This window comes from Paraburkholderia lebeckiae, assembly GCF_014201005.1.
GTDB classification, from domain to species: domain Bacteria; phylum Pseudomonadota; class Gammaproteobacteria; order Burkholderiales; family Burkholderiaceae; genus Paraburkholderia; species Paraburkholderia tuberum.
The window spans coordinates 38,261-62,619 of sequence record NZ_JACHDK010000029.1 but is presented as its reverse complement, the minus strand read 5'-3'; the positions used below and the strand labels follow the sequence as shown (position 1 = coordinate 62,619).

Genomic DNA, 24,359 nt, shown 5'->3' with positions numbered 1-24,359 from the left:
AGCAGCGGCGCGAAGCCGATCTGGCTGACCGAGACCAACAATGGCACCAACGGTACGGACGCCGGACAAACGGCCGCATTCAATCAGTTGAAGGTTCTGATGAACAACGGTTCGGTGGCAAAGGCGTTCTGGTATGTCGTGCGTAACGGCGATCCGGGCAACGGCGAAGGCGACGGCTATTCGATCTACGACTACAACCGTAACCTGATTCGTCCGCAGCTGGCAGCCGCGATTCAGGCCTACACGGCGACCATTCCGCGTTCGCAACGCTTCCTGTCCGGCTCTTACCTGACTGCGATCAAGTAAGCCTGCCTGCTGTAACCCATGAATGAATGGAGCGCCGACTATGGCGCTCCTTCTCTTTTCCGTTTTGGCGTCGGTTCGTTGCTCGATGGTTTGGAGGAAGTAACGCGGGCGCCTATTTGGCTGTGTTGCAAATAGGCGTTACAGTCGATTATTTTTTGAAGTAACGAAATCTGATCGGGTTGACAGGACCGCATCAAGTTTGAGGGCGCAGCGAAATTCCCGAGGCCGAGCTCCACGAGAATGAACTGGCACTGTGCCAATGCATTGCGTCAAACCCGTCGCTGCCGTAATCGAAGGAGCACACACGGCAAACGACGCGGCGCCACCCGAGAGTCGAGAAACGCCCGATCCAGATACGCCGTGCGTCCGGTCGCGCACGCCAGGCGGCAAATTCGCGCGACAGCGGACGAGTCCGCTCAGCGGCGTGTCTTTCTGCTTTTCTTCGGCTTCGGTGGGGTGAGTGCGGCACTCCAGAACGCGGAGGTCGCGCGTTTGGCTGCCGCTGTCGTTCTTACCCGCGCTGAGTTGGCGACGGTATTGGCGCCGCTTAACCACATGCTCAGGAACGGGTTCTTCTTCGTCCGCGGAATCTTCATGTCGGCCTCGATTGAACGGACGTCGAGCGGGCGAGCTACCGATCGGCCGACGCGCTCGTTCTGCGCGTCGGTGTCGCGGCGAAAGCGGGCACGCAATGGCTATTCCCGAACATTCGTAGCCTCTTCGCGCCATCTACCGCATCGCTCGCCGAGCAGGACGTTGCGGTAAGAAAATCACGCAGAGCGCCATGAACGAACACAGAATCACCGACGCATAGAGTCGGCTGATCTCGAGCCCACCTTGGGAAATGGGTTTGTCGAGCAGGTCCCCCAAGGTCGCGCCAAGCGGACGCGTCAGGATGAACGCCGCCCAGAATATAGCGGTCCGTGACAGCCGCGACCAGTAATAAAGCGCACCGACGATCAGCAGCCCCCCACCGAAGATCAAAGCGCCGTACTCATAGCCAAGCCCCAGACCGCCTCGGTCCGATCCCGCCACCCAATCGCCCAACGCCGTACCCAGTGTCTGCGAAAAGAGGATCGTCACCCAATAGAACCACTCGGCTTTGGGCGTGGTTACGCTCTGCACCGCCACCGTACCTTCCGATTTGTACCAGACGCCCAAGCTCGCAAGCAGAAGCGCGAAGACGATGACTACACCGCCCGGATAGCCGACTCCCACCGAACGATCGAAGAAGTCGGCCAGCGTGGTACCGAGCGTGGTCGTTGCAACGATGGTCGCCCAATAGAGCGAGGCATTGAACCGCTCCGCCCTGATCTGCCCTGCGACCAGCCCAATAAAAATAACCGCAAAAATCGCGGTGCCGATCAGATAACCCAATTTGAGCGACATGGTCACCCAATCGCCGCCCGTTTCGCCAAGCGTCGTGGCGGCGATTTTGATGATCCAGAAGCCCAGCGTGATCTGCGGGACTTTACTGAGTGCATGCGCGCGAGTTTGCGACGGGTTGCTATTCATGTGACGTGCTCACTATTCTCATGGTTTGAACATAGGCTCAACCATCGCAGAGCAACCCTTAACAGCACCTTAAGCATCCCGCCGAATCACGCGGTCAGATTTTCCTGCGCCAATAACGGGGCGGTAACGCCGAGTCCCTTCAACGCAGTTCCAGCCACATCGGCTGATGATCGGACGAGCGGCTGTGCGGATCGACATCGCACGATGCAATGCGTGCGCTCAGGTCTTGCGTGACGAAAACGAAATCGCACGCGAAAGGTCCATCGGGCCATTGCTCGTGATCGTATAGGCCGACCGTCGCGGCACGCGACTCGCCCGGGTGCGCGCGAGCCCACGCATCGACGAACGCCGGAGCGTCGGTGACCGGTTCGAGCATCCGGCAAAAGGCGGTGTCTTCGAATGCGCTGTTGAAGTCTCCGCACAGAACCGCGCTGACCGGGCGCGCCGTATCGGCAAACGGACTGTCCGGCTTCTCGCCACGCGCGGGAGCGCGCGCGTGAGCGCACGCCTCCTGATGCAACTCGCGCAGTCTCGCCACTTGTGCGAGCCGCTGTTTCTCCGAATAGAACTCGAGGTGCGTGGTGATGACACGGAGCGGACCAACGTCGGCTTCGAGCACCGCTTCGAGCGCGACGCGCAGCATCGACGGCTTGGCGGGGTCCGCGGGCCACGGCAGAGAATGGCGCAGCACCTGACGAACCGGCAAACGGGTCACGATGGCATTGCCGAACTGTCGCCGATGACGGCTCGCGCCCAACGAGGGCAGATCGGAGCCGATCGCATCAAGCACGGTCATCTCCGGCAGCAGAGCGGCAAGTTCGGCGAACTGATCGGACGATGGCGCGCCTTTCAGACCGCCGGCCGCTGGTTCTTCGTTGAAGCCGCGCGTGACTTCCTGCAGACACAGGACGTCGAAGTCGCACAACGCGCGTGCTTCCCGCACAATCCGGCCAAGGTCGACGCGGCCGTCGACACCGCATCCCCACTGAATGTTCCAGTCGACCAGTTTCATGACGGCCTCCTTGAAAGATCCGGCTACAGTGTATCGCCGCATCCTGCGCGGTGACTCAGCGCTGGAGAGGAGAGCGCATTTCAATCACACGCCTCCCCTTGTTATGAGCGTCCATAGGGTCACGGAAAGTTAGCGATGAAATTGCGCGGTAAAAATTGTCAGTGAAAGTAAGCGCCAAAAAATGCCGTGCATGCGATGAATTATGCTGACCCTCATCCGCGACCGGCTCAATTTCTTTAGAAAACAATGAATAGCTTCGATTTGTCCATCGAAACATATCTGTCCAACATACACTTCGGCGATTTCGCGACTCTATCCATCCAGGCCATCGACAACCTGTACACCTTCAAAGGCCTCGTACTCATTCCCGTGCTGTGGTGGATGTGGTTTCAGCAAGACGAGTGCCGCGAATGGCGGCGAGAAATGGTTCTGGCGACGCTTGTCAGCGGCATCGTGGCGCTCGTCGTCGGAAGACTGCTGACTCACTGGTTGCCATTCAGAGTGCGCCCCGTCTACAACACCGAACTGCATCTGCGCTTTGCCAGCGGCGAAATCAAGGACGCAGTGCTGACCAACTGGAGTTCCTTCCCAAGCGATCACGCGATGCTATGGATGGCGGTCGCCACCGGCATCTTCCTCATGTCGCGGCGCGTCGGCGTGCTGGCGCTTCTCTATACTGCGCTGTTCATTTGCCTTCCGCGCGCCTATCTCGGCTTTCACTATCCGACCGATTTGCTGGTGGGAGCCGCGGTCGGAATCGTGATTACATTGGTGATGACGCGGGATGCGATCCGCGTGCGCTACGCGACGCCGGTGCTGCGATGGACCGAACGCCACCCGGCGCCCGCAGCGACGCTGGCCTTTATTCTGTGCCTCCAGCTCGTCACGCAGTTCGACGAATTGCGCAAGCTGGCGAGTGGCGTAATGAAACACCTATGATGGCGGCGATGGTTGCTCGCCCTTGGACGGCACCTGAACGTAGCGCGCTTCGTTCAGATCCGCGAGAAGCGTCGGACCTGTCGGTCGCCAGCCCAAACGCGCCTGCGTTTGCGCGCTCGATGCCGGCATATCGAGCGCGGCGAACATCGCCATCCATCCGAAGTACGCCTGCGCCTCGTCGCGCGCGATCGAGACGACCGGCAACTTCAAGCCGCGTCCGAGCGCCTCGGCGATCTCGCGGGCGCTAACGCCTTCTTCGCCGACCGCGTGATAGCGCGCACCGCGTTCGCCCTTCTCGATCGCGAGCCGGTACAGCCGCACGACATCCGACAGATGCCCCGCCGGCCAGCGGTTGCGTCCCTCCTCCACATATGCGCACACGCCTTTGTCCCGCGCGATCTGGATGAGCGGCGTGATGAGGCCTTGCCGGTACGGGTTATGCACTTGCGGCAAGCGCATCACCGACACGTTGACGCCCGCCTCCAGCTGCACGTTGCCGGCCAGCTCCGAGCCGATGCGCGGGTTCGGGTGACTCGTGTTGAACACGTCTTCGGCGGCCGGCTGCCCGTTATCGCGGCTGCCGACGCCCGTGCCCGACGTGATCAGAAGCGGCCGATCCGAGCCGGCCAGCGCCGAGCCCAGTGCAGCGATAGCACGCTTGTCCTTCTCGCAGTTCTCCACGAAGCGCGAGAAATCGTGGTCGAAAGCGAGGTGAACGACGGCGTCCGCCTTCGCGGCGCCGCTGCGCAGGCTGTCGGTGTCTTCGAGCGTACCGCGATGCACCTCCGCGCCCGCTGCGCTGAGTGCCTGCGCGCCCTGATCGGATCGGGTCATGCCGATAACCTGATGCCCGGCTTCGATAAGTTCGGGCACCAGAGCCGAGCCGATAAACCCGGTTGCGCCCGTCAGAAAGATTCGCATGGTCAAGTCTCCAGAATAGCCACCGACGCACTATGCGATCATTCACTATGCTATTGAAGTAGTGAGCTTATCCCGGTAAAGCGACTAACAGGTTAATCATCCCAGTGAACACCGCCCAAACCCTCGGGGACTTTCTGCGCAGCCGCCGCACGCGGCTCGATCCGGCCAGCTTCGGCTTCTCGGGCCGCAGGCGTACGCCCGGATTGCGCCGGGAAGAAGTGGCGCAGCGCGCGAATATCAGCCCAACGTGGTACACGTGGCTCGAGCAGGGCCGCGGCGGCGCGCCGTCCGCCGCGGTGCTTGAGCGCATCTGCGCAGCGCTGATGCTGACGAATACCGAGCGCGAACATCTTTTCATGCTGGGCCTCGGGCGCCCCCCGGAAGTGCGCTACCGGTCCACCGACGCAGTGGACCCGCGCTTGCAGCGCGTGCTCGATTCACTCGATGCCAGCCCGTCGATCATCAAGACCGCGACGTGGGACGTCGTCGCGTGGAATCGCGCCGCAGCCGTCGTGCTGACCGACTACAGCGCGCTGCCGCCGGGCCAGCGCAACATCCTGCGCTTCCTGTTCGGCGATCCGGCCGTCCGGGCAAAACAGCACGACTGGGAGAGTGTCGCGCGCTTCGTCGTGGGGACGTTCCGAGCGGACGTTGCTCGCGCGGGGCTCGCTTCCGAGGTGGGCGATCTGGTCGACGATCTGTGTCGCGCGAGCCCGGACTTCGAACGCATGTGGCGCGAAAACCAGGTATTCGGCCACAGCGAAGGACAGCACGTTAAGCGCCTGCTGCATCCTGCGTTCGGGACCATCGAAATGGAGTATTCGCTGTTCGCCGTCGATGGTCGGCCAGACCTGAGCATGCTCGTGTACACGCCGCTCGACGCGCGAATCGCCGCTCGCATCCGCAGTACCGTTTCATCGATCGATGAGCATGCCAGCGCCGCGCCTTTGACCGCTGCATGATCGGCTTTGACGCTCTCGAGCGCGAGCGCGGCCGCCGGATCGCACTCAGGCGACTCCGCAAGTGCTCGTGGAAACCAATAAGGTTGAAGCACCTTGGGGGACGACTACCGAACTGCATCGTTCGGCCCGTTAATTGGCCGCACGGCATCGGACGAGCTTCGCGTAAGAATCACGATGACCGCCTCGCTGGCGGCAAGCAAATTGGCGCCCTGCACGAAGGTTTCGCCGATGCGCGTACTCACCGTCGATAGCAACACCGTGCCCGGGCGCGATTGCACGGTGGCATCCTCGATGCCCATGTTCAGCGCGATGAAAAGGCGTTGATTGCCGTTTCGCCGCTCATAGGTCAGCACGTCGCCGTCTGCAACGACATTCTCGATCGTGCCCTGCACGAGCGCGGCGTTGCTGCGGCGCAGGCTCAGCAGGCGCCGATAGAGCGACAACATGCTCGACATGTCGCCGTCCTGTGCGCGCACGCTCGTCGTCGTCGCAATCGGCAACCACGGTTTGCCGTCGGTAAAGCCCGCATTCGGCAGCGAGCCATCCCATTGCATAGGCGTGCGCTCGGGATCGCGCCCCTGGCAAATGCCCGGCTGCCTGAGTTCCGCCGGATCCCGGATCTCATCTGACGCGATATGGCCATCCGTCATGCCGATCTCATCGCCGTAGTAGAGCGTCGGCGTCCCTCGTAGCGTCAACAGCAGCACAGCGGCCACTCGTGCCTGCGCCGCGCCGACGCGCGATGCAACGCGCGGATTGTCGTGGTTTCCCAGCACCCAGTTCGGCCACCCGTATTCGGGCAACGCGATGTCGTAATCCCGGATCATGCGGGCGATATTCTCCGCGTCCCATCTCGCGTTGAGCAGCTGGAAATTGAACGGCATGTGCGCGCCATCGCCGTTCACGCCGTAATACTTCACCAGTTGCGGGACAGTCAGGTAGATTTCGCCGATCAGCACGCGCTCGCCGTACTCGTCGAGTGTGGCTCGCATCGAGCGGACGATTTCATGCACTTCCGGCCGATCCTCCGTGTAACTTTGCAAGAGCCGATGATGTTCCGGCTCGCCGGGCCGATAGCCGGGATTGAGCGGATTGTCGCGAAACTGCGCGTCCTTGATCAACAGCCACAGCACGTCCACGCGGAAGCCGTCCACGCCGCGATCCAGCCAGAATCGCAGCACCTGATCCATCGCGCGGCGTACTTGCGGGTTTCTCCAGTTCAGATCAGGCTGCTCGCGCAGAAACGCGTGATAGTAGTACTGTCCCGTCACCTCGTCCCACTCCCACGCCGAGCCTCCCATGCGGCTCAACCAGTTGTTCGGCGGCCCGCCATCGGGCGCGGGATCGCGCCACAGATACCAGTCCCGTTTCGGATTGTCCCGTGACGAGCGGCTTTCCTCGAACCACGGATGCCGGCTCGACGAATGGTTCGGCACGAAATCGAGCAGCACCTTGAGCCCAAGCCGATGTGCGTGGCCCATCAATTGCTTGAACCCGTCCAGAGTGCCGAATATCGGATCGATGTTGCAGTAGTCCGCGACGTCATAGCCAAAGTCGGCCATGGGCGACGGGTAGATCGGGGAGATCCACACCGCATCGACGCCTAGCGCCGCGACATATTCAAGCCGCGCGCTGATGCCGGGTAGATCGCCGATGCCATCGCCGTCACTGTCCTGAAACGAGCGCGGATAGATTTGATAGATCACGCCGCGTTGCCACCACGCAAGCTCCGACATTGCAATTCCTCTTGGCGATCGATCGTTTTGGCGCTACGCGCGGAACCTATGCTCAATGACCTCTGGTACAAGAACGCGATCATTTATTGCCTCTCGGTAGGCACCTTCATGGATGCGAATGGCGACGGCGTCGGCGACTTCCAGGGCCTGATGCGCAGGCTCGATTACCTGCAAGGGCTTGGCATGACGACGATCTGGCTGATGCCCTTCCACCCCTCGCCCGGACGCGATAACGGTTACGACGTTTGCGACTATTACAACGTCGACCCGAAGTACGGCACGCTCGGCGATTTCGCCGAGTTTACGCATGCGTGCGCCGAGCGGGGCTTGCGCGTCATCATCGATCTGGTGGTCAATCACACGTCCGACCAGCATCCGTGGTTCCTGGAAGCACGCAGCGATCCCGCTTCGAAGTATCGCGACTGGTATGTCTGGTCGGACGACAAACCGCCCGATGCGCAACGTGGCGTCGCGTTTCCGGGCGTGCAGAAGTCGACCTGGAGTTTCGACAAGCGGGCGAGACGCTGGTACTTCCATCGTTTCTATGATTTTCAACCGGACCTGAATACGTCGAATCCGCATGTGCAGGCGGAATTGCTGAAGATCATGGGCTTCTGGATCCAGCTGGGGGTTTCCGGATTCCGCATGGACGCGGTGCCCTTCGTCATCGCGACGAAGGGCCCGAAGGTGCGCCGCCCCGTCGAGCAATATGACATGTTGCGAACGTTTCGCGAGTTTCTGCAGTGGCGCGAGGGCGACGCGATCATTCTGGCCGAAGCCAACGTGCAGCCCAAAACGGACCTCCAGTACTTCGGCGACGAGGGCGAGCGCTTGCCGATGATGTTCAACTTCCGGGTCAATCAAAACACGTTCTACACGCTCGCGACGGGCAACACGAAGCCGTTGAAGGACGCGCTCCTTGCGACGAAGCCACGGCCGCCGAGCGCGCAATGGGGGGTGTTTCTGCGCAATCACGACGAACTCGATCTGGGCCGGCTGACGCCCGTTCAGCGCGCGGCAGTGTTCGCCGCGTTCGCTCCGGACCCGGACATGCAGCTGTATGGGCGCGGCATACGCCGCAGACTTGCGCCGATGCTGTCGGACGACAGACGCCGCCTTGAACTTGCCTACAGCCTGATGTTGAGTTTGCCCGGCACGCCAGTGTTCCGCTACGGCGATGAAATCGGTATGGGCGACGATCTGCGCCGGCCCGAGCGCGAGTGTGCGCGCACGCCGATGCAATGGTCGGGCGAGCCGCAAGGCGGCTTCACCCGCCATTCGAAACCGCCCGTTCCCGCGATCTCCGGCGGGGCTTATGGCTTCGAGCGGGTCAACGTTGCGAAGCAGCGACGCGATCCCGATTCGTTTCTCAACTGGACGGAGCGGATGATTCGCATGCGCAAGGAAGTGCCGGAAATCAGTTGGGGGGACTTCGAAGTGCTGCCTACCTCGCGAAACAATGTGCTCGCGCTCAGTTATCAGTGGCGTAACAACTCCGTACTGTTTCTGCATAATTTCCGCGCCGAAGCGTGTACCGTCGAATTCCGCCCAAGCTCCGGCGAACCGGGTGGACAGTCGTTGATCAACCTTCTGTCCGACGACCACAGCGAGTCCGACGATGGCGGCCGCCACGCGGTGGTGCTCGAGCCGTTCGGATACCGATGGTATCGGGTGGGCGGCCTCGACTATCTGCTCAGGCGGACCGAGGTCTAGCTGACGGGTCGCGGTCGTGCCTTCGGTCGGACCGGGTATCGGGTATCGCGGGTCGGCACGGTTAAACTGATACGATCGCGTGGTTCAGGTCGTTCGCGGACTCACGCGACTTGCCGACTCACGCGAATGTTCAGCCTGCTCGACTCATCGGATATGCAATCGAACAAAGGGATGTCATGGCAAAGGATGAAATAGTCTGGGGAATTTTGGGCGCCGCAAAGATCAACGACAAGGTGGTCGTGCCCATGCACAACGCGCCGAAGTGTCGGGTGAAAGGCATCGCGTCACGCTCTCCGGAGAAGGCGCGGGAAGCCGCGGCCAAGTATGGTCTGGCTGTCGCATACGATAGTTACGAGGCACTCCTCGCGGACCCGGAAATCGACGCGGTCTATATTCCATTACCCAATCATCTCCACGTGGAATGGACGATCAAATCGGTCGAGGCGGGCAAGCACGTCCTGTGTGAGAAGCCGATCAGCCTGGACGCTCAACAGGTTGAAAGGCTGATCGCCGCGCGCGACAAGAACGGCCGATACATCCAGGAAGCGTTCATGGTTCGCACGCATCCGCAATGGTTGAAGGTGCGGACCTTGATCGACGAAGGCGCGATCGGCGAATTGCGGGCAGTGACCGGCGGTTTCACCTATCACAACACGAACGAACACAATATCCGCAACAAGAGCGAGCTAGGTGGCGGCGGTCTGCTCGATATTGGTTGTTATCCGATCACGACGTCGCGCTTCACTATCGGGCGTGAGCCACGGCGCGTAGTTGCGCTGGTGGAGCGGGATCCCACCTTCAAAGTGGACCGGCTCGGCTCCGTGCTGATGGACTTCGATGGCGTGCAGGCGAGTTTCTTTTACTCGACTCAGACCTATCCGTACCAGCGGATGCAATTTCACGGTACCAAGGGGCGAATCGAAGTCGAAATTCCATTCAATGCACCAAACGATCGACCGACGCGCCTGCTAATCAGTGAGCACAATAGCGACGGCGTCGCGACTGATCGCTGGCTGGAGCTTGCGGTGTGCGATCAATATGGCGTAGCCGCCGCCACGTTCGCGGAGGCGATCCTGAGTGGTGGCCCGCAGGCTATTCCGCTAGAAGATGCGCGCGCGAATATGCGGGTGATCGATGCCGTGTTCCGCTCGGCTCAATCGGGCGCGTGGGAGAGCATCGCCCAAGGTTGAAGTGCAACGCTGGCGCGACCCGCGCTGTTCAAGGCGCGGCAAGTGCCCAGTTGTCCGCTTTCGCAAAGCCATAGGCTATGGCGAGCGAAAGTGGTCTCTACCTGGCCGGCGCGGTGACATCGCAGTCGCCGCCGTGGGCACCGCTGCCGGTGTTTTTCAAAGTAAGCACGAGTCTGCTACCTCTGTTTGCCGTCATGATCTGACCATAGCTAACCGTGGGAATGAACTGGATATCCGGTGCCACCGCCACCGGGGGATTTCTCGCTCCGTCGACGGTCAGGTCGAGTTCCACGGTGATCGAGTCGATTGCAGCGCCCAGATCCTGCTTCCGGCCGGCCTGATCTTTGCGGAAATTGCACAGGCCCTGGAGAACCTGCTCGAGGGCAGTCGGGATATCGACCGGCTTGCCCGGTGCGATCGGAGGCGTGTTACAGCCAACGATCATGAACGGCAAGGTGCAAAGCGCTACGTATCGGCAGGCTCGCATCAGCTTCCCCGCTTGATCTGGTGGACGTGGTGTCTGCCATCCCGTGCTGTCGCTGGTTCAATGCCCAGCTGGCGCACGCGAACGCAAACGCAAACGCAAACGCTCAATACTTGATATTCCTGGCCGCTTCACGGCCGTTCTGCTTGGTTTGCCGCTTGTCCTGCCGGCATTGCGAATTGCTCTTCTGGTCCGTGGGCCGGCACTCCTGCTGCGTGTGGCGGGAACCCTGGCGTGTCTCCTGGCGAACGTCACGTCCGGCGCGACGCTGCTGAGCCTGTTCGGTTGCCCAGGAGCTTCCCGCGCAAGCCATCACGGATACAGCCATGACCGCGACCGCGAACTCCCGGCTCCATGAAAACATGGCGACTTCCCTGACAGGTTGAATACGAGTATGCCGGCTTGGTACAAGGGTGCCACGCGTGGCTGTCGCGTCAATCGGACCAAGGTCCTAGGGCCGTCGCGTCCTGCGCGATCCACCAGCCGCCGCGCTCCGGTTCGATGAACACGAAAACGAGCATGTTGCGGTCCGCTCAACGAAGCGGTATCCCACGCGGCCGCGAACGGCGGTCCATTCAGAATGACCGTGAACCCGCCGTAGCCAGCGATTCAGCGAACGCTCACTCGTCCGCCAAAAAATTCGGATGACTTGTGCGGATCTGATCGATCTGACTCAGCGTCCCCGAGAGATGCTTGCGTAGCGCCGCCTGCGCCGCCTCGACATCGCCTTTGTCGATCGCATCGACGATCTCGGTGTGATCGCGCACGACCGCTATCGTCTTGCCCTCCACCGGCAGATTCAGGCGCCGCAGCCGGTCGATATGGCCGCTCAACCTACGCACCAGATCCCATAGCTGCGGCACGCCGGCCGCCTCGTACATCTGCCGATGAAACGCCTGATCGAGCAGCGAGAACTGCTCGTAGTTCTTCAGGTCGAGCCATTCCGTTTGCCGCGCGATCGTCACGCGCAGTTCAGCGATCAGCACGGCGTCGCGCTGCTCCGCGAGCGTGCGCACCACTTCGAGTTCAATCGAGCGGCGCAGGAAATGCGCCTGCAGCGCGGACGTCACGTTGATCTGACTGACGACCGTCGCGTGCTGCGGATAGATGTCGACGAGACCTTCCTCGCCGAGCTTCATCAGCGCGTCGCGCACGGGCGTCTGGCTGAGCCCGTAGCGGTTCGCCAGCTCGGTGCGCGACAGCACCGTACCCGGCGTGAGTTCGAGGGAAAGGATCATTTCGCGCAGTCGTTCGAATACTTGCGGCGCGGCGTGGCGGGAGCGGTCGAGCCGGGTTACCGTCGACGAATGAGCGTGGTTTTTCATGGCAGAAACTGAGCATGGAAGCAGGCGTGACCCCGGCATGGCGGTCCGCTGAGGCACTAGTACTATAGCCGACGCGCGCCCCTTCCAGCGGGCTTGCGAGCGGAATTCCGCGAAAAGTGCACATGGTATTTACCCCAGTAACGCACTAATACATTAGTGCTTTACCATCCGTCCCATCAAAGTCCTCTTATGCCGATTGCCATCATGACTCGCGACATCACCATCACGCAGGTGCGCATCACCCCGATCGCCTTCCGCGACGGCCCGCTGCTCAACGCCGCCGGAATCCACGAACCTTGGGCGCTGCGCGCCATCGTCGAGCTGGAGACGAGCGACGGCCGCGTCGGGATCTCCGAGACCTATGGCGACGAACCGATGCTGCGCGTGCTCGAACAGGCGAAGTCGCTGGTGACCGGCCTGTCGCCGTTCGACCTCAATCGCATGGAAGAGCGCGTGCGAGCGTCGATCAAGGCGAGCCCGGGCGCGGTCGAATTCGAACTCGCGCCCGGCTCGCACTCGGCGAAGAACGCGCCGAAAGTCATCAGCACGCTCGAAGTCGCGATGCTCGACTTGCAAGGGCAAATCGTCGGCGCGCCGATCGTCGATCTGCTCGGCGGCAAGGTGCGCGACGCCGTGCCCTACAGCGCCTATCTGTTCTTCAAGTACGCCGAGCACGTCGACAAGCCCTATGCGCCCGATGCCTGGGGCGAAGGCCTGAGCCCCGAGCAGATCGTCGTGCAGGCACGGCGAATGATCGAGCTGTATGGCTTCCAGAGCATCAAGCTGAAGGGCGGCGTGTTCGAGCCGGCACACGAAATCGCGTGCATGCGCGCGCTGCATCAGGCGTTCCCCGGCGTGCCGCTGCGTCTCGACCCGAACGCCAACTGGACGCTCGAAACGAGTATCGCCGCCGCCCCTGAACTCGACGAGCTGCTCGAGTACTACGAAGACCCCTGCCCGGGTCTCGAAGGAATGGCCGAACTGGCGAAGCACACGCGCCTGCCGCTCGCGACCAACATGGTCATCACGACGATGGAAGATTTCCGGCGCGGCGCCGAGATGGGTTCGGTCAAGGTCCTGCTGTCGGATCACCACTACTGGGGCGGCCTGCGCGCGACGCAAACACTCGCGCGTATGTGCAAGCTGTGGGATCTGGGCATGTCGATGCATTCGAACTCGCACCTCGGGATCAGCCTGATGGCGATGACGCACGTCGCGGCAAGCATCCCCAACCTGACCTATGCGTGCGACACGCATTACCCGTGGCAGGAGGAAGAAGTCATCAAGGGCGGCCGCGTGAAGTTCGACAACGGTTCGGTACGCGTGCCCACCACGCCGGGCCTCGGCGTCGAGCTCGACCGCGAGCGGCTCGCCGAACTGCATGCGCAGTATCTGTCGTGCGGCGTGCGCAATCGCGATGACCTCTCGCAGATGCGCAAGTACGAGCCGGGCTTCACCGGCAAGAATCCGCGCTTTTAACTCCCGCTTCCAATCCGCGCCTACGAGCCCTGCGACGCGCAAACGCGCCTCGCCATCGAAGGAGACAACCCCATGAGTAGCCCGATTGCCGACACGGCGCGGCCCGAGCGCGCCAGCGCGCTGGCGAGCGCGGTGCGCAAGATCAAATGGCGCGTGCTGCCGCTGTTCGTCGTGATGTTCATCGTCAACTACATCGACCGCGTGAACATCGGCTTCGTGCGCCAGCATCTGAGCGCCGATCTGGGCATCGGGGCGGCGGCCTATGGGCTCGGCGCGGGGCTCTTCTTCATCAGCTACGCGATCTTCGAAGTGCCGTCGAACATCCTGCTGCAGCGCTACGGCGCGAAGCTGTGGCTCGCGCGCATCATGCTCACGTGGGGGCTGGCCGCGGCCGGCATGGCGTTCGTGCGCGGCGAGACGTCGTTCTACGCGATGCGGCTCCTGCTCGGCGCGGCCGAAGCGGGCTTCTTTCCCGGCGTCATCTACTACTTCACGCAATGGCTGCCGGGCAACGAGCGCGGCAAGGCAATGGCGATCTTCCTGAGCGGCTCGGCGCTCGCGTCGGTGCTGTCCGGGCCGATCTCCGGCGGGCTGATGCTGATCGAAGGCGCGGGGCTGCGCGGCTGGCAGTGGATGTTCATCATCGAAGGCATGTTCTCGGTCGTGCTCGCGGGCTTCATCATGCTGTGGCTCGACTCGAAGCCGCGCGACGCCGCCTGGCTCACCCGCGCCGAGCAGGACGCCTTGCTCGATGCGGTCGACGAGGAGCAACGCCAGCGCGCCGCCGCGCACCCGGTCAAGCCATCGATAGGAGCGCTGCTGCGCGATCCGCAAATCCTGATCTTTTGCCTGATCTACTTCGCGGTATCGCTGACCATCTACGGCGCGACTTTCTGGCTGCCCAGCATCATCCGCAAGATGGGTCATTTCAACGATTTCCAGGTCGGCCTGTACAACTCGATTCCGTGGCTGATCTCGATCGCGGCGATGTATCTGTTCGCGATGCTCGCGGCGCGCTTCAAGTTCCAGCAGGCGTGGGTCTCGTGCGTGCTGCTGATCGCCGCGCTCGGCATGTATGCGGCCGGCCAGGGCGGCGCGGTGTTTTCGTTCGTCGCGATCTGCTTTGCGGCGATCGGCTTCAAGGCCGCCTCGTCGCTGTTCTGGGTGATCCCGCAGGGCTATCTCGACGCGCGGATTTCCGCCGCGGTGCTGGCGCTGATCAACTCGATCGGCAACCTCGGCGGCTTCGTCGCGCCAGCGACCTTCGGCTTGCTCGAACAGAAGACCGGCTCGATCGAGGGCGGCCTCACTGGACTCGCGGTGATGTCGGTGGTAGCCGCCGGGGTCGTGTTCTTCTCCCGCACGAGCCCGCGCGAAGGTATGCCCGCCTCCGCGCATTGACTGCATCGAACAACCGTATAGACATTATTTCCAGAAACCTTAAGGAGACACGATGAAAACGATAGAAGCCACGACGGCCGCCGCACGCACGGCCGTCGGACGATACCGATGGACCATCTGCGCGATGATCTTCGCCGCGACGACGATCAACTACATGGATCGTCAGATGCTCGGGCTGCTCGCGCCGCTGCTGCAAAAGGATATCGGCTGGAGCCAGGTGCAGTACGCGCAGACCGTGATGGTGTTTACGGTCGCCTATGCGGTGGGTCTCGCGATCTTCGGCCGCATCGCGGATCGCGTCAGCACGAAGAAGGTCTACGGCAGCGCGATGGCGCTGTGGAGTCTCGCGGCGATGCTCCACGCGGTGGCATCGACCGTGCCGGGCTTCGCGGCCGTGCGCGGTCTGCTCGGCTTCGGCGAGGCGGCCAATTTTCCGGTTGCGATCCGCACTACCGCCACGTGGTTTCCGAAGAAGGAACGCGCGCTAGCGACGGGCTTCTGGAACATGGGGGCGACGATCGGCGGCATCGTGGCGCCGGCCTTCGTGCCGATCGCTGCCGTGACGTGGGGCTGGCGCGCAACGTTCATCGCGGGCGGCGCGACCGGTTTCATCTGGCTGATGGTGTGGATGCTCGTTTATCGGCAGCCTTCGGAGCATCCGTCGGTGTCGAAGGAAGAACTCGACTACATCAATGCGGATCGCGAGGAAGTCGTCGAGCAGAAAGTCGGCTGGTTGTCGGTGCTCAAGTACCGCGAAACGTGGGCGTTTGTCTTCGGCAAGCTGCTGACCGATCCGGTGTGGTGGTTCTATCTGTTCTGGCTGCCCAAGTGGCTCAATGAGTCGCGCCATATCGACATCGGCCACATGGGCCTGCCGCTGATCGCGATCTATACGATGTCATCGGTCGGCAGCGTGGCGGGTGGCTGGCTGTCGTCGCGTTTGATGGCGCGCACCAACCGGCCGAATTTCGCGCGCAAGCTCACGATGCTCATTTGTGCATTGTGCGTGGTGCCGATCGCAACGTTGTCGTATTTCCAGAGCCTGTGGTGGGCGGTCTTCGCCGTTGGTCTCGCGGCAGCGGCGCACCAGGGCTGGTCGGCGAACCTCGTCACGACTGTCGGCGACGTGTTTCCGAAGCGGCTGGTCGGCACGGTGGTCGGTATCGGCGGCGTGGCGGGGATGGTCGGTTCGTTCTTCTTTTCCGGCGTGATCGGCGAGACCTTGCAGCGCACCGGGCAGTATTGGGCGCTCTTTACGGTCGGCGCGTCGGCGTATCTGGTTGCGTTGGGCATCATTCATCTGTTGATGCCGCGGATGACGGCGGTCAAGTTGCGCGATTGAAGTGCCGCTGGCGGGTGAAACGGCGAGGGGACGTGGCACGGATAACTGGCGTCCCCCGACGATCTGTCGAACTCTTGGAGCGCGAGCGCAACCAAGAAGTGTCAGAAGCAATCGGCGAGCATCTGCTGCATACTCTCGACGCGCTATCCCGCATCAGCGAGATCCTCGGACCCTAAGACTGCGCTTCGCGCCAAACGCGGTCGCCACGAGAGGCCTTATGACCATCAATCCCTCCGTCGTCGCCGCATTCACGCCCACGGGCAAGCTGCGCGCGTCGATCAATCTCGGCAATCCAATCCTGGCCAATCACCACGCCGACTCAGGCGAGCCGTTCGGCGTATCGGTCGATCTCGCGCGCGCGTTCGCCGCGAAACTCGGCATCGAACTGGAGTTGGTGGTCTTCGATACGGCCGGCAAATCGGTGCAGGCCGTCGGCGACGAGCGCGCGGATTTCGGCTTCTTCGCGATCGATCCGTTGCGCGGCGAGACGATTGCGTTCACGTCGCCGTATGTATTGATCGAAGGCTTCTACCTGGTGCGCGACGACTCGCCGGTGCGCTCGAATCAGGATGTGGATCAGGCGCACAACCGAGTCGTCGTCGGCAAAGGCAGTGCGTACGATCTGTTTCTGACGCGCGAGCTGAAATCCGCGCAAATCGTGCGCGCGCCGAGCTCGCCGAGCGTCGTGCCGACGTTTATCGAGCAGCATCTGGACGTGGCGGCAGGCGTGAAGCAGCAACTCGAAGCCGATGCGAAGCAAACCGCCGGCCTGCGGCTGCTCGACGAACGCTTCATGGTGATCCGGCAGGCGATGGGTCTGCCGAAGAGCCGCGGCGAAGCGGCGGCTCACGCGCTGTGTTCGTTTGTCGAAGAGATGAAGGCCTCGGGTTTTGTGGCGCAATCGCTCGCGCGGCACAAGATCGCGGGAGCGTCGGTTGCGCCTGCGGCGTAGCTGGCCGCTCGAACCCGACACCGCGTAGCTTTCGAAGCTGCTGGCATAGCAGATACGCGGAGCCGCGCGATGCTTCGGCGCGGCCCCGCCAACACCCTCAGCGACGCTCAAACGCGCTTAGTCTGCGCATCCACATTACCGCGCAACGCCTTAATACGGGCAGGTACATTGCGATACAAGCAGCGGCAAAACCGTCGCTTCATTCAGCGACGCCGATCGAAATACCGCCGCAACAGATAGTTCGCGGTCGAGCCATGCAGCAGCACCGACAACACGATCGCATCGAGCACGGCGGGCAGCAGCGGCGTCATCTCGCCGCGCGCGTATTCGAGGCCGAACATCAGGTAATAAAACGCGCCGACTCCGCGAATCCCCATCCACGCCATCAGATGCCGCTGGCTGTTGTCGATGCGCGCACCTATCATCGCGACGACGACGGACAGCGGCCGCGCGACGACAAACAGAAACACCGCGGGCAACACGGCGCGCAGGTCGAACATCTCGCGCCAATGCGCGGACACGACGCAGCCGATGATCAGCATCAGCGACAACTCCGCGAGCCGCTCCATTTCGCGCGTGAAGCCCATCATCGATTCGGCGAGGATCGCATGGGCCTTTTCCGGGTCCTTGGCGACGTCGGCCTTTTCGCCGTGCTGCACTTCGTCGAGCACTTCCGACGGATTCTTGTCGCCCGTCGCGCGCAACTCCTCGTGACGGACGGCGACGCCCGCCACGAACACCGCGACGAACGCATACGCGTGCAGCAGCAGCGCCGCGCCGTACGACGTCGACATCAGGCCTAGCGCGAGAAACCCGTCGAGACCGATCGCTTCGCCGTAGCGGGTGCGCAGAAAGAAGATCGCGCGCGCGAACACGATCGCGAATAAGCAGCCGATCACGAGCGCACTGACGATCCCCCACAACACCGAGCCGACGAAATGTACGCCGCTGCCGGAGCCGAACAGCCGCGCGCCGGCAAGCGTCAGACCCAGCACCGCAAACGGATAGGCGGCACCGTCGTTCAGGCCGCCTTCGCCCGACAACGCGAACCGTACGGGCTCGTCGTCGCCGGCTTGCGTCACGCGCAGCTCGTTGGCGAGCACCGGGTCGGTCGGCGCGAGCGCGGCCGCGAGGAACAACGCCGCGCCGTCCGCGCGTCCGGTCACCCAGGCGGTGAAGCCGAACATCAAGGCAACGGTGACGAGCATCGCCGGGCCGCCGAGCCGCAGCGGCAACAGCCACAACGGATTGCGCAGCCGCACGCGCAGATGCATGCCGATCGAAAACAACGACACGACGAGCCCGACTTCAGCGAGCGTCGCGAGCAACGCGGTATTGCCAAGCAGATCGACACCGACGAGTCCGGACACGGCCGGCCCGATCGCCACGCCGACCAGCAGATAGATCATCGCGCCGGTCAGCGGCAAGCGGCGGATCGGCCCGCGCGCGACGGCCATGAACGTGAGCAGCGCACCGATCAGCAGGAACCAGACCGGTTCGTTTTTCATAACGGAATCGCGAGCACGCGCGACGACGGCGGCGGCCGGGCCGCGTCGCCGCTAGCGCGCGCTGCTCGCACCGTGGGGCGCGCTCGCGCCTTGCCGGCGGTGCTGGCCGTGCTGAGCCGCGGGCTGGTTCGCGCGCCCCGCCTGTTCACGGTTCGCCTGGTCGCGGCTCAACCCGGCGGGCGGCGTACCCGACTGGCCCGCCGCGCCCGCTCCGCCTTCGGTGCCCGCGTCTTTGCCGGCCTGCGCGAACAGCAAGGGTTGCGCAGCGCCAGCCGGCGGCGTCGCGGCCCGCTCGCCGGCTTGCGCGCAGACGACGCCACTGGCCACACCCAACATCGCGGCGATGGTAAAGCGCTGTACAACCTTGTTCATAAGCGACCCCCTCGGTTCGGACAAGCTGGATTTGCAGTGTCCGTTCCGTTGCAAGCCGCGTTCCTCGCCTGAGGCGCGAGCGTGCCGAGCGCCCTCATACACCGAATGGAAAAGTCTCCGCCGCGTGGTTTTTCTCGTCGGCGGAAACGGGCAGCGCGCTCACCGCGCTCGTGCGATCGAACCACACGAACGCATCGAACTGCTCGGCCAGCGACGCCTCCGCATAGTGGCTATAGCGCTCGGTGTCGGGCCGATAGAGGACGCCGATGAAGCGCTCGAGCAGCGGCGCGCGCAGCCGTTCGCGCAGCGCGTCGTGCACGCCGGGCCGCAGGTCGAGCAGGAAGCGCGTGAGACCCGTGCCGTGCATGCTGAATTCGACGCTGCCCTCGAGCGATGGCTGCACGGTTTTGACCTCCATCGGTCCGCCCCAGTCGCTCGCCGCGGCGACCGTGCCGCTGTGCGTGCCAAACCCGATCAGCGCCGCCGCGTCGCCGAACTGCGCGCGACACAGCTGGCCGAGATTGATCTCGTCCTGCACGCGGCCCATCTGCGTGGCGCTCGCGTCGCCGATATGCGAGTTGTGCGCCCACACGACCAGACGCGCCTGCGGCCCGTGGCTGTCGATCGTATGACGCAGCGTGTCGAACATATGCGTGTCGCGCAGATTCCAGCTTTGCGGCCCGCCGTAGTACATCGCGCGATAGTAGTGCTCGGCGACCGCCACGAGCCGCGCATTCTGCGCCGCGTCGAGGAAGCGCTCACCGTCTTCGCGCGCATAGTCGAGCCGACTTTTCAGCAGATCGCCGAGCTGCGCGACCACGTGCTCTTCGCACTGCGCGTAGCCGCCGCTCAACGCCGCGCGTCCGTACACGGCCGGATCTTTCTGCCACGGACTGAGGCACCCATAACGCTCGCGAGCGATGCGCGCCGCGGCCGGGTCGACGCTGTCGAGATAGCGCAATACCGCGTCGATCGATTCGGACAGGCTGTAGATATCGAGCCCGTAAAAGCGCGTTTCGCGCTCGCGGTGCGCGGCGTTGTGCGAGCGCAACCACGCGACGAAGCCCATGAAGTCGGTGTTGCGCCACATCCATGTCGGAAAGCGGCGAAACGGTCGGGACCGCTCGCCGGGCATCGGCCGATCGCGCACATGCCGGTCGATGATCGCGGCGTCGGGCCAGTCGGCCTCGACCGCGATCATCGAAAAGCCGTGCTGCTCGACGAGGCGTCGCGTGATTGCGGCGCGCGCGCGATAGAACTCCGACGTGCCGTGACTGGCCTCGCCGAGCAGCACGACGCGCCGCCCGGCGAAGCGGTCGAAATACGCCGCGAATTCCGCTGAATCGATGTCGGGCAACGGTTCGGCCGCGTTGCGAAGCGCGACTTCGAGCGCGGCCGGCTTAGGCGCGGCCGGCAGAGGCGCGAGCGGGGCGGGCGTGGGCGTGGGCCGCAAATCCGTGCGCGGCGCGCCGCCCGGCTCCGGCCAGCCATCGTCGCCGACGAGCGGCACGAAGCGCACTTCACCGAACGCATGTTCGTCGTAGTCGTGTTCGTCGCGCCGCACGATCTTCACGAGCCGCTGACGGCTCGGACTGCTGCCGACCGGCATCACGAGCCGTCCGCCAACGGCGAGTTGCATGCGCAGCGCTCGCGGCACACGCGGTCCGCCCGCCGCCGCAATGATCGCGTTATAGGGCGCATGCTCGGCAAGACCTGCCGTGCCGTCGCCGACATGCACTTCGACGTTCTCGTAGCCGAGCTGCTGCAAGCGCTCGCGCGCGCCCTCGGCGAGGCTCGCGTCTCGTTCGATCGAATCCACCCGGCCCGCGATCTCCGCGGCGATCGCGGCCGCATAGCCGGAGCCCGTGCCAATGTCGAGCACGCGATCGCCGGGCTGCAACTCGGCGGCCGCGAGCATCTTCGCGACGATGTACGGCTGCGAGATCGACTGCTCGCCGCCGATCGGCAGCGGCGTATCGTCATACGCGAATTCGCGCAGATCGGAGGGCACGAACGCCTCGCGCGGCACGCGCCGCATCGCCTCGATCACGTAGTCGTCGCGCACGCCGCGTTGCACGATCTGCCGTTCGACCATCCATGCGCGCGCTTCGTCGAAATCGCTCATCGCCGCCTCCTCGCGAATGCGCGGCGCTCTGCGCGCTCCGCACTTGCCACGGGGCCGCGCGCGAGTGCACTGCTGTTCCACGCTTCAGCAACGAGCATACCGCCAGCGGGGACCGGTGGCGGTGCGCGAAACGTGAAGTGCGCGCTACGGCTTCATCACGACCTTGATGCAGCCATCCTCCTTCTCGCGGCCGTCATCGCCCGAGCAACGCACGTGCCGCCGTCACGCGTCCGCGGTCCGAGCGCGGACCGATATTTGCTGCGGTTCCGGCGCGAGCGCTTGAGCGAACAAAACGCCGGTCCGATTCCATCGCACGACAAGGGCGAAAATCATGAACATTCCCATGCAGGTCGTATCCTTCCTCAACTCGCGAGGTCTGAAGCTCGCGACCGCCGAATCCTGCACCGGCGGCCAGATCGCGTCATATCTGGCGAGCGTGCCGGGCAGCGGCGCATGTCTCGACGTCGGCTTCGTCAGCTACTCGCCGTCGGGCAAAGCAGGGTTTCTCGGCGTGCGGCAAAGCACGATGAAGCAATACGGACTCACCAGCGAAGCGGTCGCGCGCGAAATGGCTGAGGGCGCGTTGCGCCAGGAAGGCTGCTGTGCGGACATCGCGGTATCGAACACGGGGCTCGCCGATGGCGGCGCGCATGGCGGCTCGGGTGACGATCCGCCGCAGGGCACGCAATGCTTCGCCTGGGCGTTCCGGCGTCCGGGCGATCAGTTCGTCACGTTCGCCGAGACGCGGCGCTTTCTGGGCGACCGCAACGACGTGCGTTCGGCCGCCGCGCTGTATGCGCTGTCGCGCGTCGAGCATTACTTCGATCAACTCCCGCGCATCCAGCGGGACCACTGAAGAGAGACCGAACGATGAATCTGCAATCTTCCTTCGACGCCAACGCCTGGCAACAGGCAGTGATTGACGAACTCGGCGTCGAGCGTGATTTCGACGTGGCCCGCGAACGCGAGCGACGTGTCGCGTTCCTCGGCGACTATCTGGCGTCGCAAGGCCTGCGCACCTACGTGCTGGGCATTAGCGGCGGCGTCGATTCGTCGGCCGCGGGGCGCCTCGCGCAGCTTGCCGTCGAACGTCTGCGCGCCGGCGGCTATGAAGCCCGTTTCGTCGCGGTGCGTCTGCCGTTCGGCAGCCAGCGCGACGAAGAGGACGCCGCGGCCGCACTCGCGTTCATCCGTCCGGACGAAACGCTGACGGTCAATATCAAGGAGCCCGCCGACGCGATGCTGTCTTCGCTCAAACGCGGCAACGTGCAGTACGTCGACGACTTTCAGGAAGACTTCGTGCTCGGCAACATCAAGGCGCGGCAACGCATGATCGCGCAATACGCGATTGCGGGTGCGCGGGTCGGCGTGGTGATAGGCACCGACCACGCGGCCGAATCGCTGATGGGCTTCTTCACGAAGTTCGGCGACGGCGGCGCCGATATCCTGCCGCTCGCCGGCCTGACGAAGCGCCGCGTGCGCGCGCTCGCGCATGCGCTCGGCGCATCGGAGCGGCTCGTCAACAAGGTGCCGACCGCGGACCTCGAATCGCTGACGCCGCAGAAGCCGGACGAGGACAGCTACGGCATCAGCTACCAGGACATCGACGACTTCCTCGAAGGCAAGCCCGTCAGTGAAGAAGTCGTGACCACGATCCGCCGCTTTTACATGGCGACGCGCCACAAGCGCGCGCTGCCGGTGGCTCCGACGCCATCGTCGGCGTCGGTGTGAAAGCGCGGCGCCCGCTCATCCGGCGCGCGGACGTTTGGCGCGCTTCGACGGTTCGATGTCCTCGCCGGGCATTTCCTGCAGTTGCTGTTCGGGCGCGATGCGCGAGCCGCGGTCGCGATCGGCGGACTGATCGGTCGGCTCCTGCGGCGCGGCAGCCTCATCGACCGCGCCTTCCGCCTCGATCTGCCGGCGCGCTTCTTCCCAATGGTCGTCGGCCCTGCCTTCCGGCGACGGATCGTTTTCCCAGATGTGATACGCCCGCGTGCGGATGCGGGCTTCGAGTTCCTTGTCCATGTGTCTCTCCGTGAACGTGAGCGATGCAATACGGCGCCACGCGCGCCGTGCCCGAATGACGGCGAGCGACAGGCGAGCAAGCGTTGTTCCGCGCGGCGTGTGCTGCTATTTGTGCAGCTCGTTTCGCAGCGTCGCAACGTCGTTGGCGGTGACGGACTGCGCGTTGTTGCCCCAGGCGCTGCGGATATGCGTCAACACCTAATGTTCGGGCGTGTCGGCGGTCACGAACATCGCCATCCATGCGTGCTCGGCACCGCAATATTCGGCGCACTGGCCGCGATAGACGCCGGGTTTGTCGACGCGGAATTCGATCGTCGAATCGATGCCCGGCAGCATGTCCTTCTTGCCGTGCAGATTGGGCATCCAGAAGCTGTGGATCACATCGCTCGCCTTCAGCGCGATGACGACTGGCCGCCCTGCGGGCACGTGAAATTCATTCGCGGTCGAGAAGCCCGGCTGTTGCGGATCGCCAGGATAGTCGACTTTCCACCACCACTGCTCGCCGGTGACTTCGAGATGCAACGCGTCGTCGACCGGCAAGCGTGACAGCGCACGATCCGTCAATACGTCGGCGACGATCAGCCCCGACAGCAGCGCCACCGACGCGACGCTGACGACGGCGACCACGCGCTGCGTTCCGCGTTCGCGCGGCTGCGCGAGTGACGCGTGCTCGACACCTTGCGCAGTGTCGCCAGTATCGCCGCTCCTATCGGTGCGGCGAACCAGCGCAATCAGTGTCGCGAACAGCACTGCCGCGAACACCGCGCCGCACACGATCAACGACAGGTGCCACAGCCGCAGAATGTGCGCGGCCTGCACGCCGGCCGGATGCAGCGCATCCTGCGGCGGTTGCTGTGCGCAAGCGCCGCGTGCCACGCAGGCGAGCAGTATCCGCACGCCGCGCCGCGCGAGGCGCGGCGTGCGATGGGAAGCCGTAGGTCCGATAGGTCCAGCAAGATCGATCATTGCGCGACGTCGAAGGCAGGTAGGCCAGTGGTTCGCGTGCAGCACAGCAAGCACCGTTCCAACGACGACAGCTGCAAAGCAACGGC

22 protein-coding genes and 2 pseudogenes are annotated in these 24,359 nt (G+C 63.7%); 11 read left to right on the top strand and 13 right to left on the bottom strand.

All coding sequences use genetic code 11. The features are described from left to right. Positions 1–306 (top strand): annotated as a pseudogene (locus HDG39_RS31200) (glycosyl hydrolase); the annotation flags it as partial. 416 nt (positions 307–722) lie between these two features. On the opposite strand, the gene HDG39_RS31195 reads toward HDG39_RS31200, so the two are convergent. From HDG39_RS31195 to HDG39_RS31185, 3 genes are all read right to left on the bottom strand, one after another. Continuing rightward, a complete protein-coding gene (locus HDG39_RS31195) occupies positions 723–998 on the bottom strand; it encodes a hypothetical protein (protein ID WP_311667802.1) in 276 nt (91 codons plus the stop codon). A gap of 37 nt (positions 999–1,035) precedes the next feature. Beyond that, complete coding sequence (locus HDG39_RS31190; protein ID WP_184011610.1) at positions 1,036–1,821, bottom strand: COG4705 family protein; 786 nt, start codon at positions 1,819–1,821, stop codon at positions 1,036–1,038. Positions 1,822–1,960: 139 nt separating this feature from the next. Further along, positions 1,961–2,833 (bottom strand): endonuclease/exonuclease/phosphatase family protein, encoded by an 873-nt coding sequence (locus HDG39_RS31185; protein WP_184011608.1) that lies wholly within the window; start codon positions 2,831–2,833, stop codon positions 1,961–1,963. Positions 2,834–3,079: 246 nt separating this feature from the next. On the opposite strand from HDG39_RS31185, the gene HDG39_RS31180 reads away from it, so the two are divergent. After that, positions 3,080–3,772, top strand: a complete 693-nt coding sequence (locus HDG39_RS31180) for a phosphatase PAP2 family protein (RefSeq protein WP_184011606.1) — start codon at positions 3,080–3,082, stop codon at positions 3,770–3,772. On the opposite strand, the gene HDG39_RS31175 is transcribed toward HDG39_RS31180, so the two are convergent. Further along, positions 3,767–4,693: an SDR family oxidoreductase gene (locus HDG39_RS31175; protein ID WP_184011604.1), complete on the bottom strand. Its 927-nt coding sequence runs from the start codon at positions 4,691–4,693 to the stop codon at positions 3,767–3,769. The genes HDG39_RS31180 and HDG39_RS31175 overlap by 6 nt on opposite strands. A gap of 104 nt (positions 4,694–4,797) precedes the next feature. Between HDG39_RS31175 and HDG39_RS31170 the strand changes: the two genes are divergently transcribed. Then, positions 4,798–5,655, top strand: a complete 858-nt coding sequence (locus tag HDG39_RS31170) for a helix-turn-helix transcriptional regulator (protein ID WP_184011602.1) — start codon at positions 4,798–4,800, stop codon at positions 5,653–5,655. 104 nt (positions 5,656–5,759) lie between these two features. On the opposite strand, the gene HDG39_RS31165 is transcribed toward HDG39_RS31170, so the two are convergent. Then, positions 5,760–7,391, bottom strand: coding sequence for an alpha-amylase family glycosyl hydrolase (locus tag HDG39_RS31165; protein WP_184011600.1), 1,632 nt, complete (start codon positions 7,389–7,391; stop codon positions 5,760–5,762). Positions 7,392–7,439: 48 nt separating this feature from the next. Between HDG39_RS31165 and HDG39_RS31160 the strand changes: the two genes are divergently transcribed. Next, complete coding sequence (locus HDG39_RS31160) at positions 7,440–9,104, top strand: alpha-amylase family protein (protein WP_184011598.1); 1,665 nt, start codon at positions 7,440–7,442, stop codon at positions 9,102–9,104. Positions 9,105–9,280: 176 nt separating this feature from the next. Beyond that, positions 9,281–10,294, top strand: a complete 1,014-nt coding sequence (locus HDG39_RS31155) for a Gfo/Idh/MocA family protein (RefSeq protein WP_184011596.1) — start codon at positions 9,281–9,283, stop codon at positions 10,292–10,294. 97 nt (positions 10,295–10,391) lie between these two features. Here the strand turns inward: HDG39_RS31155 and HDG39_RS31150 are convergent, their stop codons facing one another. From HDG39_RS31150 to HDG39_RS31145, 3 genes are all read right to left on the bottom strand, one after another. Further along, positions 10,392–10,739: a hypothetical protein gene (locus tag HDG39_RS31150; RefSeq protein WP_084754269.1), complete on the bottom strand. Its 348-nt coding sequence runs from the start codon at positions 10,737–10,739 to the stop codon at positions 10,392–10,394. 145 nt (positions 10,740–10,884) lie between these two features. Next, positions 10,885–11,142, bottom strand: coding sequence for a hypothetical protein (locus tag HDG39_RS35725; RefSeq protein ID WP_311667807.1), 258 nt, complete (start codon positions 11,140–11,142; stop codon positions 10,885–10,887). Positions 11,143–11,398: 256 nt separating this feature from the next. Continuing rightward, positions 11,399–12,103 carry a GntR family transcriptional regulator gene (locus tag HDG39_RS31145; RefSeq protein WP_026226114.1) on the bottom strand — a complete coding sequence of 235 codons (705 nt, stop codon included), beginning with the start codon at positions 12,101–12,103 and terminating at the stop codon, positions 11,399–11,401. 204 nt (positions 12,104–12,307) lie between these two features. Between HDG39_RS31145 and HDG39_RS31140 the strand changes: the two genes are divergently transcribed. The 4 genes from HDG39_RS31140 (at position 12,308) to HDG39_RS31125 (ending at position 17,277) form a co-directional block, all read left to right on the top strand. Next, a complete protein-coding gene (locus HDG39_RS31140) occupies positions 12,308–13,582 on the top strand; it encodes a glucarate dehydratase family protein (RefSeq protein WP_184011594.1) in 1,275 nt (424 codons plus the stop codon). Positions 13,583–13,654: 72 nt separating this feature from the next. After that, positions 13,655–14,983 (top strand): MFS transporter, encoded by a 1,329-nt coding sequence (locus tag HDG39_RS31135; RefSeq protein ID WP_184011592.1) that lies wholly within the window; start codon positions 13,655–13,657, stop codon positions 14,981–14,983. Positions 14,984–15,035: 52 nt separating this feature from the next. Beyond that, entirely contained in the window at positions 15,036–16,325 is a 1,290-nt protein-coding gene (locus HDG39_RS31130) for an MFS transporter (protein ID WP_184011590.1), read from the top strand. A gap of 217 nt (positions 16,326–16,542) precedes the next feature. Then, positions 16,543–17,277: an ABC transporter substrate-binding protein gene (locus tag HDG39_RS31125; protein WP_184011588.1), complete on the top strand. Its 735-nt coding sequence runs from the start codon at positions 16,543–16,545 to the stop codon at positions 17,275–17,277. A 203-nt stretch (positions 17,278–17,480) separates the two neighbouring features. Here the strand turns inward: HDG39_RS31125 and HDG39_RS31120 are convergent, their stop codons facing one another. The 3 genes from HDG39_RS31120 to HDG39_RS31110 form a co-directional block, all read right to left on the bottom strand. Further along, entirely contained in the window at positions 17,481–18,785 is a 1,305-nt protein-coding gene (locus HDG39_RS31120; protein WP_184011586.1) for a cation:proton antiporter domain-containing protein, read from the bottom strand. Positions 18,786–18,836: 51 nt separating this feature from the next. After that, positions 18,837–19,157, bottom strand: a complete 321-nt coding sequence (locus tag HDG39_RS31115; RefSeq protein WP_184011584.1) for a hypothetical protein — start codon at positions 19,155–19,157, stop codon at positions 18,837–18,839. A 94-nt stretch (positions 19,158–19,251) separates the two neighbouring features. Further along, on the bottom strand, positions 19,252–21,282 hold the full coding sequence (locus tag HDG39_RS31110; protein WP_184011582.1) for a protein-L-isoaspartate(D-aspartate) O-methyltransferase: 2,031 nt from the start codon (positions 21,280–21,282) through the stop codon (positions 19,252–19,254). A 331-nt stretch (positions 21,283–21,613) separates the two neighbouring features. On the opposite strand from HDG39_RS31110, the gene HDG39_RS31105 reads away from it, so the two are divergent. Next, positions 21,614–22,138, top strand: coding sequence for a CinA family protein (locus HDG39_RS31105; RefSeq protein WP_184011580.1), 525 nt, complete (start codon positions 21,614–21,616; stop codon positions 22,136–22,138). A gap of 14 nt (positions 22,139–22,152) precedes the next feature. Then, on the top strand, positions 22,153–23,013 hold the full coding sequence (nadE, locus tag HDG39_RS31100; protein WP_184011578.1) for an NAD(+) synthase: 861 nt from the start codon (positions 22,153–22,155) through the stop codon (positions 23,011–23,013). A 15-nt stretch (positions 23,014–23,028) separates the two neighbouring features. Here nadE and HDG39_RS31095 read toward each other — a convergent pair whose 3' ends face one another. After that, positions 23,029–23,307 carry a DUF2934 domain-containing protein gene (locus tag HDG39_RS31095; RefSeq protein ID WP_184011569.1) on the bottom strand — a complete coding sequence of 93 codons (279 nt, stop codon included), beginning with the start codon at positions 23,305–23,307 and terminating at the stop codon, positions 23,029–23,031. A gap of 204 nt (positions 23,308–23,511) precedes the next feature. After that, positions 23,512–24,273, bottom strand: a pseudogene (locus HDG39_RS31090) (cytochrome c oxidase subunit II); the annotation flags it as partial. Positions 24,274–24,359 lie beyond the last annotated feature (86 nt).

Bases quoted from the DNA above. Each gene is read 5' to 3' on its own strand.
- HDG39_RS31115 (WP_184011584.1), bottom strand. From the start codon at position 19,157: ATGAACAAGGTTGTACAGCGCTTTACCATCGCCGCGATGTTGGGTGTG.
- HDG39_RS31185 (WP_184011608.1), bottom strand. From the start codon at position 2,833: ATGAAACTGGTCGACTGGAACATTCAGTGGGGATGCGGTGTCGACGGC.
- HDG39_RS31155 (WP_184011596.1), top strand. From the start codon at position 9,281: ATGGCAAAGGATGAAATAGTCTGGGGAATTTTGGGCGCCGCAAAGATC.
- nadE (WP_184011578.1), top strand. From the start codon at position 22,153: ATGAATCTGCAATCTTCCTTCGACGCCAACGCCTGGCAACAGGCAGTG.
- HDG39_RS31180 (WP_184011606.1), top strand. From the start codon at position 3,080: ATGAATAGCTTCGATTTGTCCATCGAAACATATCTGTCCAACATACAC.
- HDG39_RS35725 (WP_311667807.1), bottom strand. From the start codon at position 11,142: ATGTTTTCATGGAGCCGGGAGTTCGCGGTCGCGGTCATGGCTGTATCC.
- HDG39_RS31165 (WP_184011600.1), bottom strand. From the start codon at position 7,391: ATGTCGGAGCTTGCGTGGTGGCAACGCGGCGTGATCTATCAAATCTAT.
- HDG39_RS31145 (WP_026226114.1), bottom strand. From the start codon at position 12,103: ATGAAAAACCACGCTCATTCGTCGACGGTAACCCGGCTCGACCGCTCC.
- HDG39_RS31150 (WP_084754269.1), bottom strand. From the start codon at position 10,739: ATGATCGTTGGCTGTAACACGCCTCCGATCGCACCGGGCAAGCCGGTC.
- HDG39_RS31125 (WP_184011588.1), top strand. From the start codon at position 16,543: ATGACCATCAATCCCTCCGTCGTCGCCGCATTCACGCCCACGGGCAAG.
- HDG39_RS31120 (WP_184011586.1), bottom strand. From the start codon at position 18,785: ATGAAAAACGAACCGGTCTGGTTCCTGCTGATCGGTGCGCTGCTCACG.
- HDG39_RS31140 (WP_184011594.1), top strand. From the start codon at position 12,308: ATGACTCGCGACATCACCATCACGCAGGTGCGCATCACCCCGATCGCC.
- HDG39_RS31095 (WP_184011569.1), bottom strand. From the start codon at position 23,307: ATGGACAAGGAACTCGAAGCCCGCATCCGCACGCGGGCGTATCACATC.
- HDG39_RS31130 (WP_184011590.1), top strand. From the start codon at position 15,036: ATGAAAACGATAGAAGCCACGACGGCCGCCGCACGCACGGCCGTCGGA.
- HDG39_RS31160 (WP_184011598.1), top strand. From the start codon at position 7,440: ATGCTCAATGACCTCTGGTACAAGAACGCGATCATTTATTGCCTCTCG.
- HDG39_RS31135 (WP_184011592.1), top strand. From the start codon at position 13,655: ATGAGTAGCCCGATTGCCGACACGGCGCGGCCCGAGCGCGCCAGCGCG.
- HDG39_RS31105 (WP_184011580.1), top strand. From the start codon at position 21,614: ATGAACATTCCCATGCAGGTCGTATCCTTCCTCAACTCGCGAGGTCTG.
- HDG39_RS31175 (WP_184011604.1), bottom strand. From the start codon at position 4,693: ATGCGAATCTTTCTGACGGGCGCAACCGGGTTTATCGGCTCGGCTCTG.
- HDG39_RS31110 (WP_184011582.1), bottom strand. From the start codon at position 21,282: ATGAGCGATTTCGACGAAGCGCGCGCATGGATGGTCGAACGGCAGATC.
- HDG39_RS31190 (WP_184011610.1), bottom strand. From the start codon at position 1,821: ATGAATAGCAACCCGTCGCAAACTCGCGCGCATGCACTCAGTAAAGTC.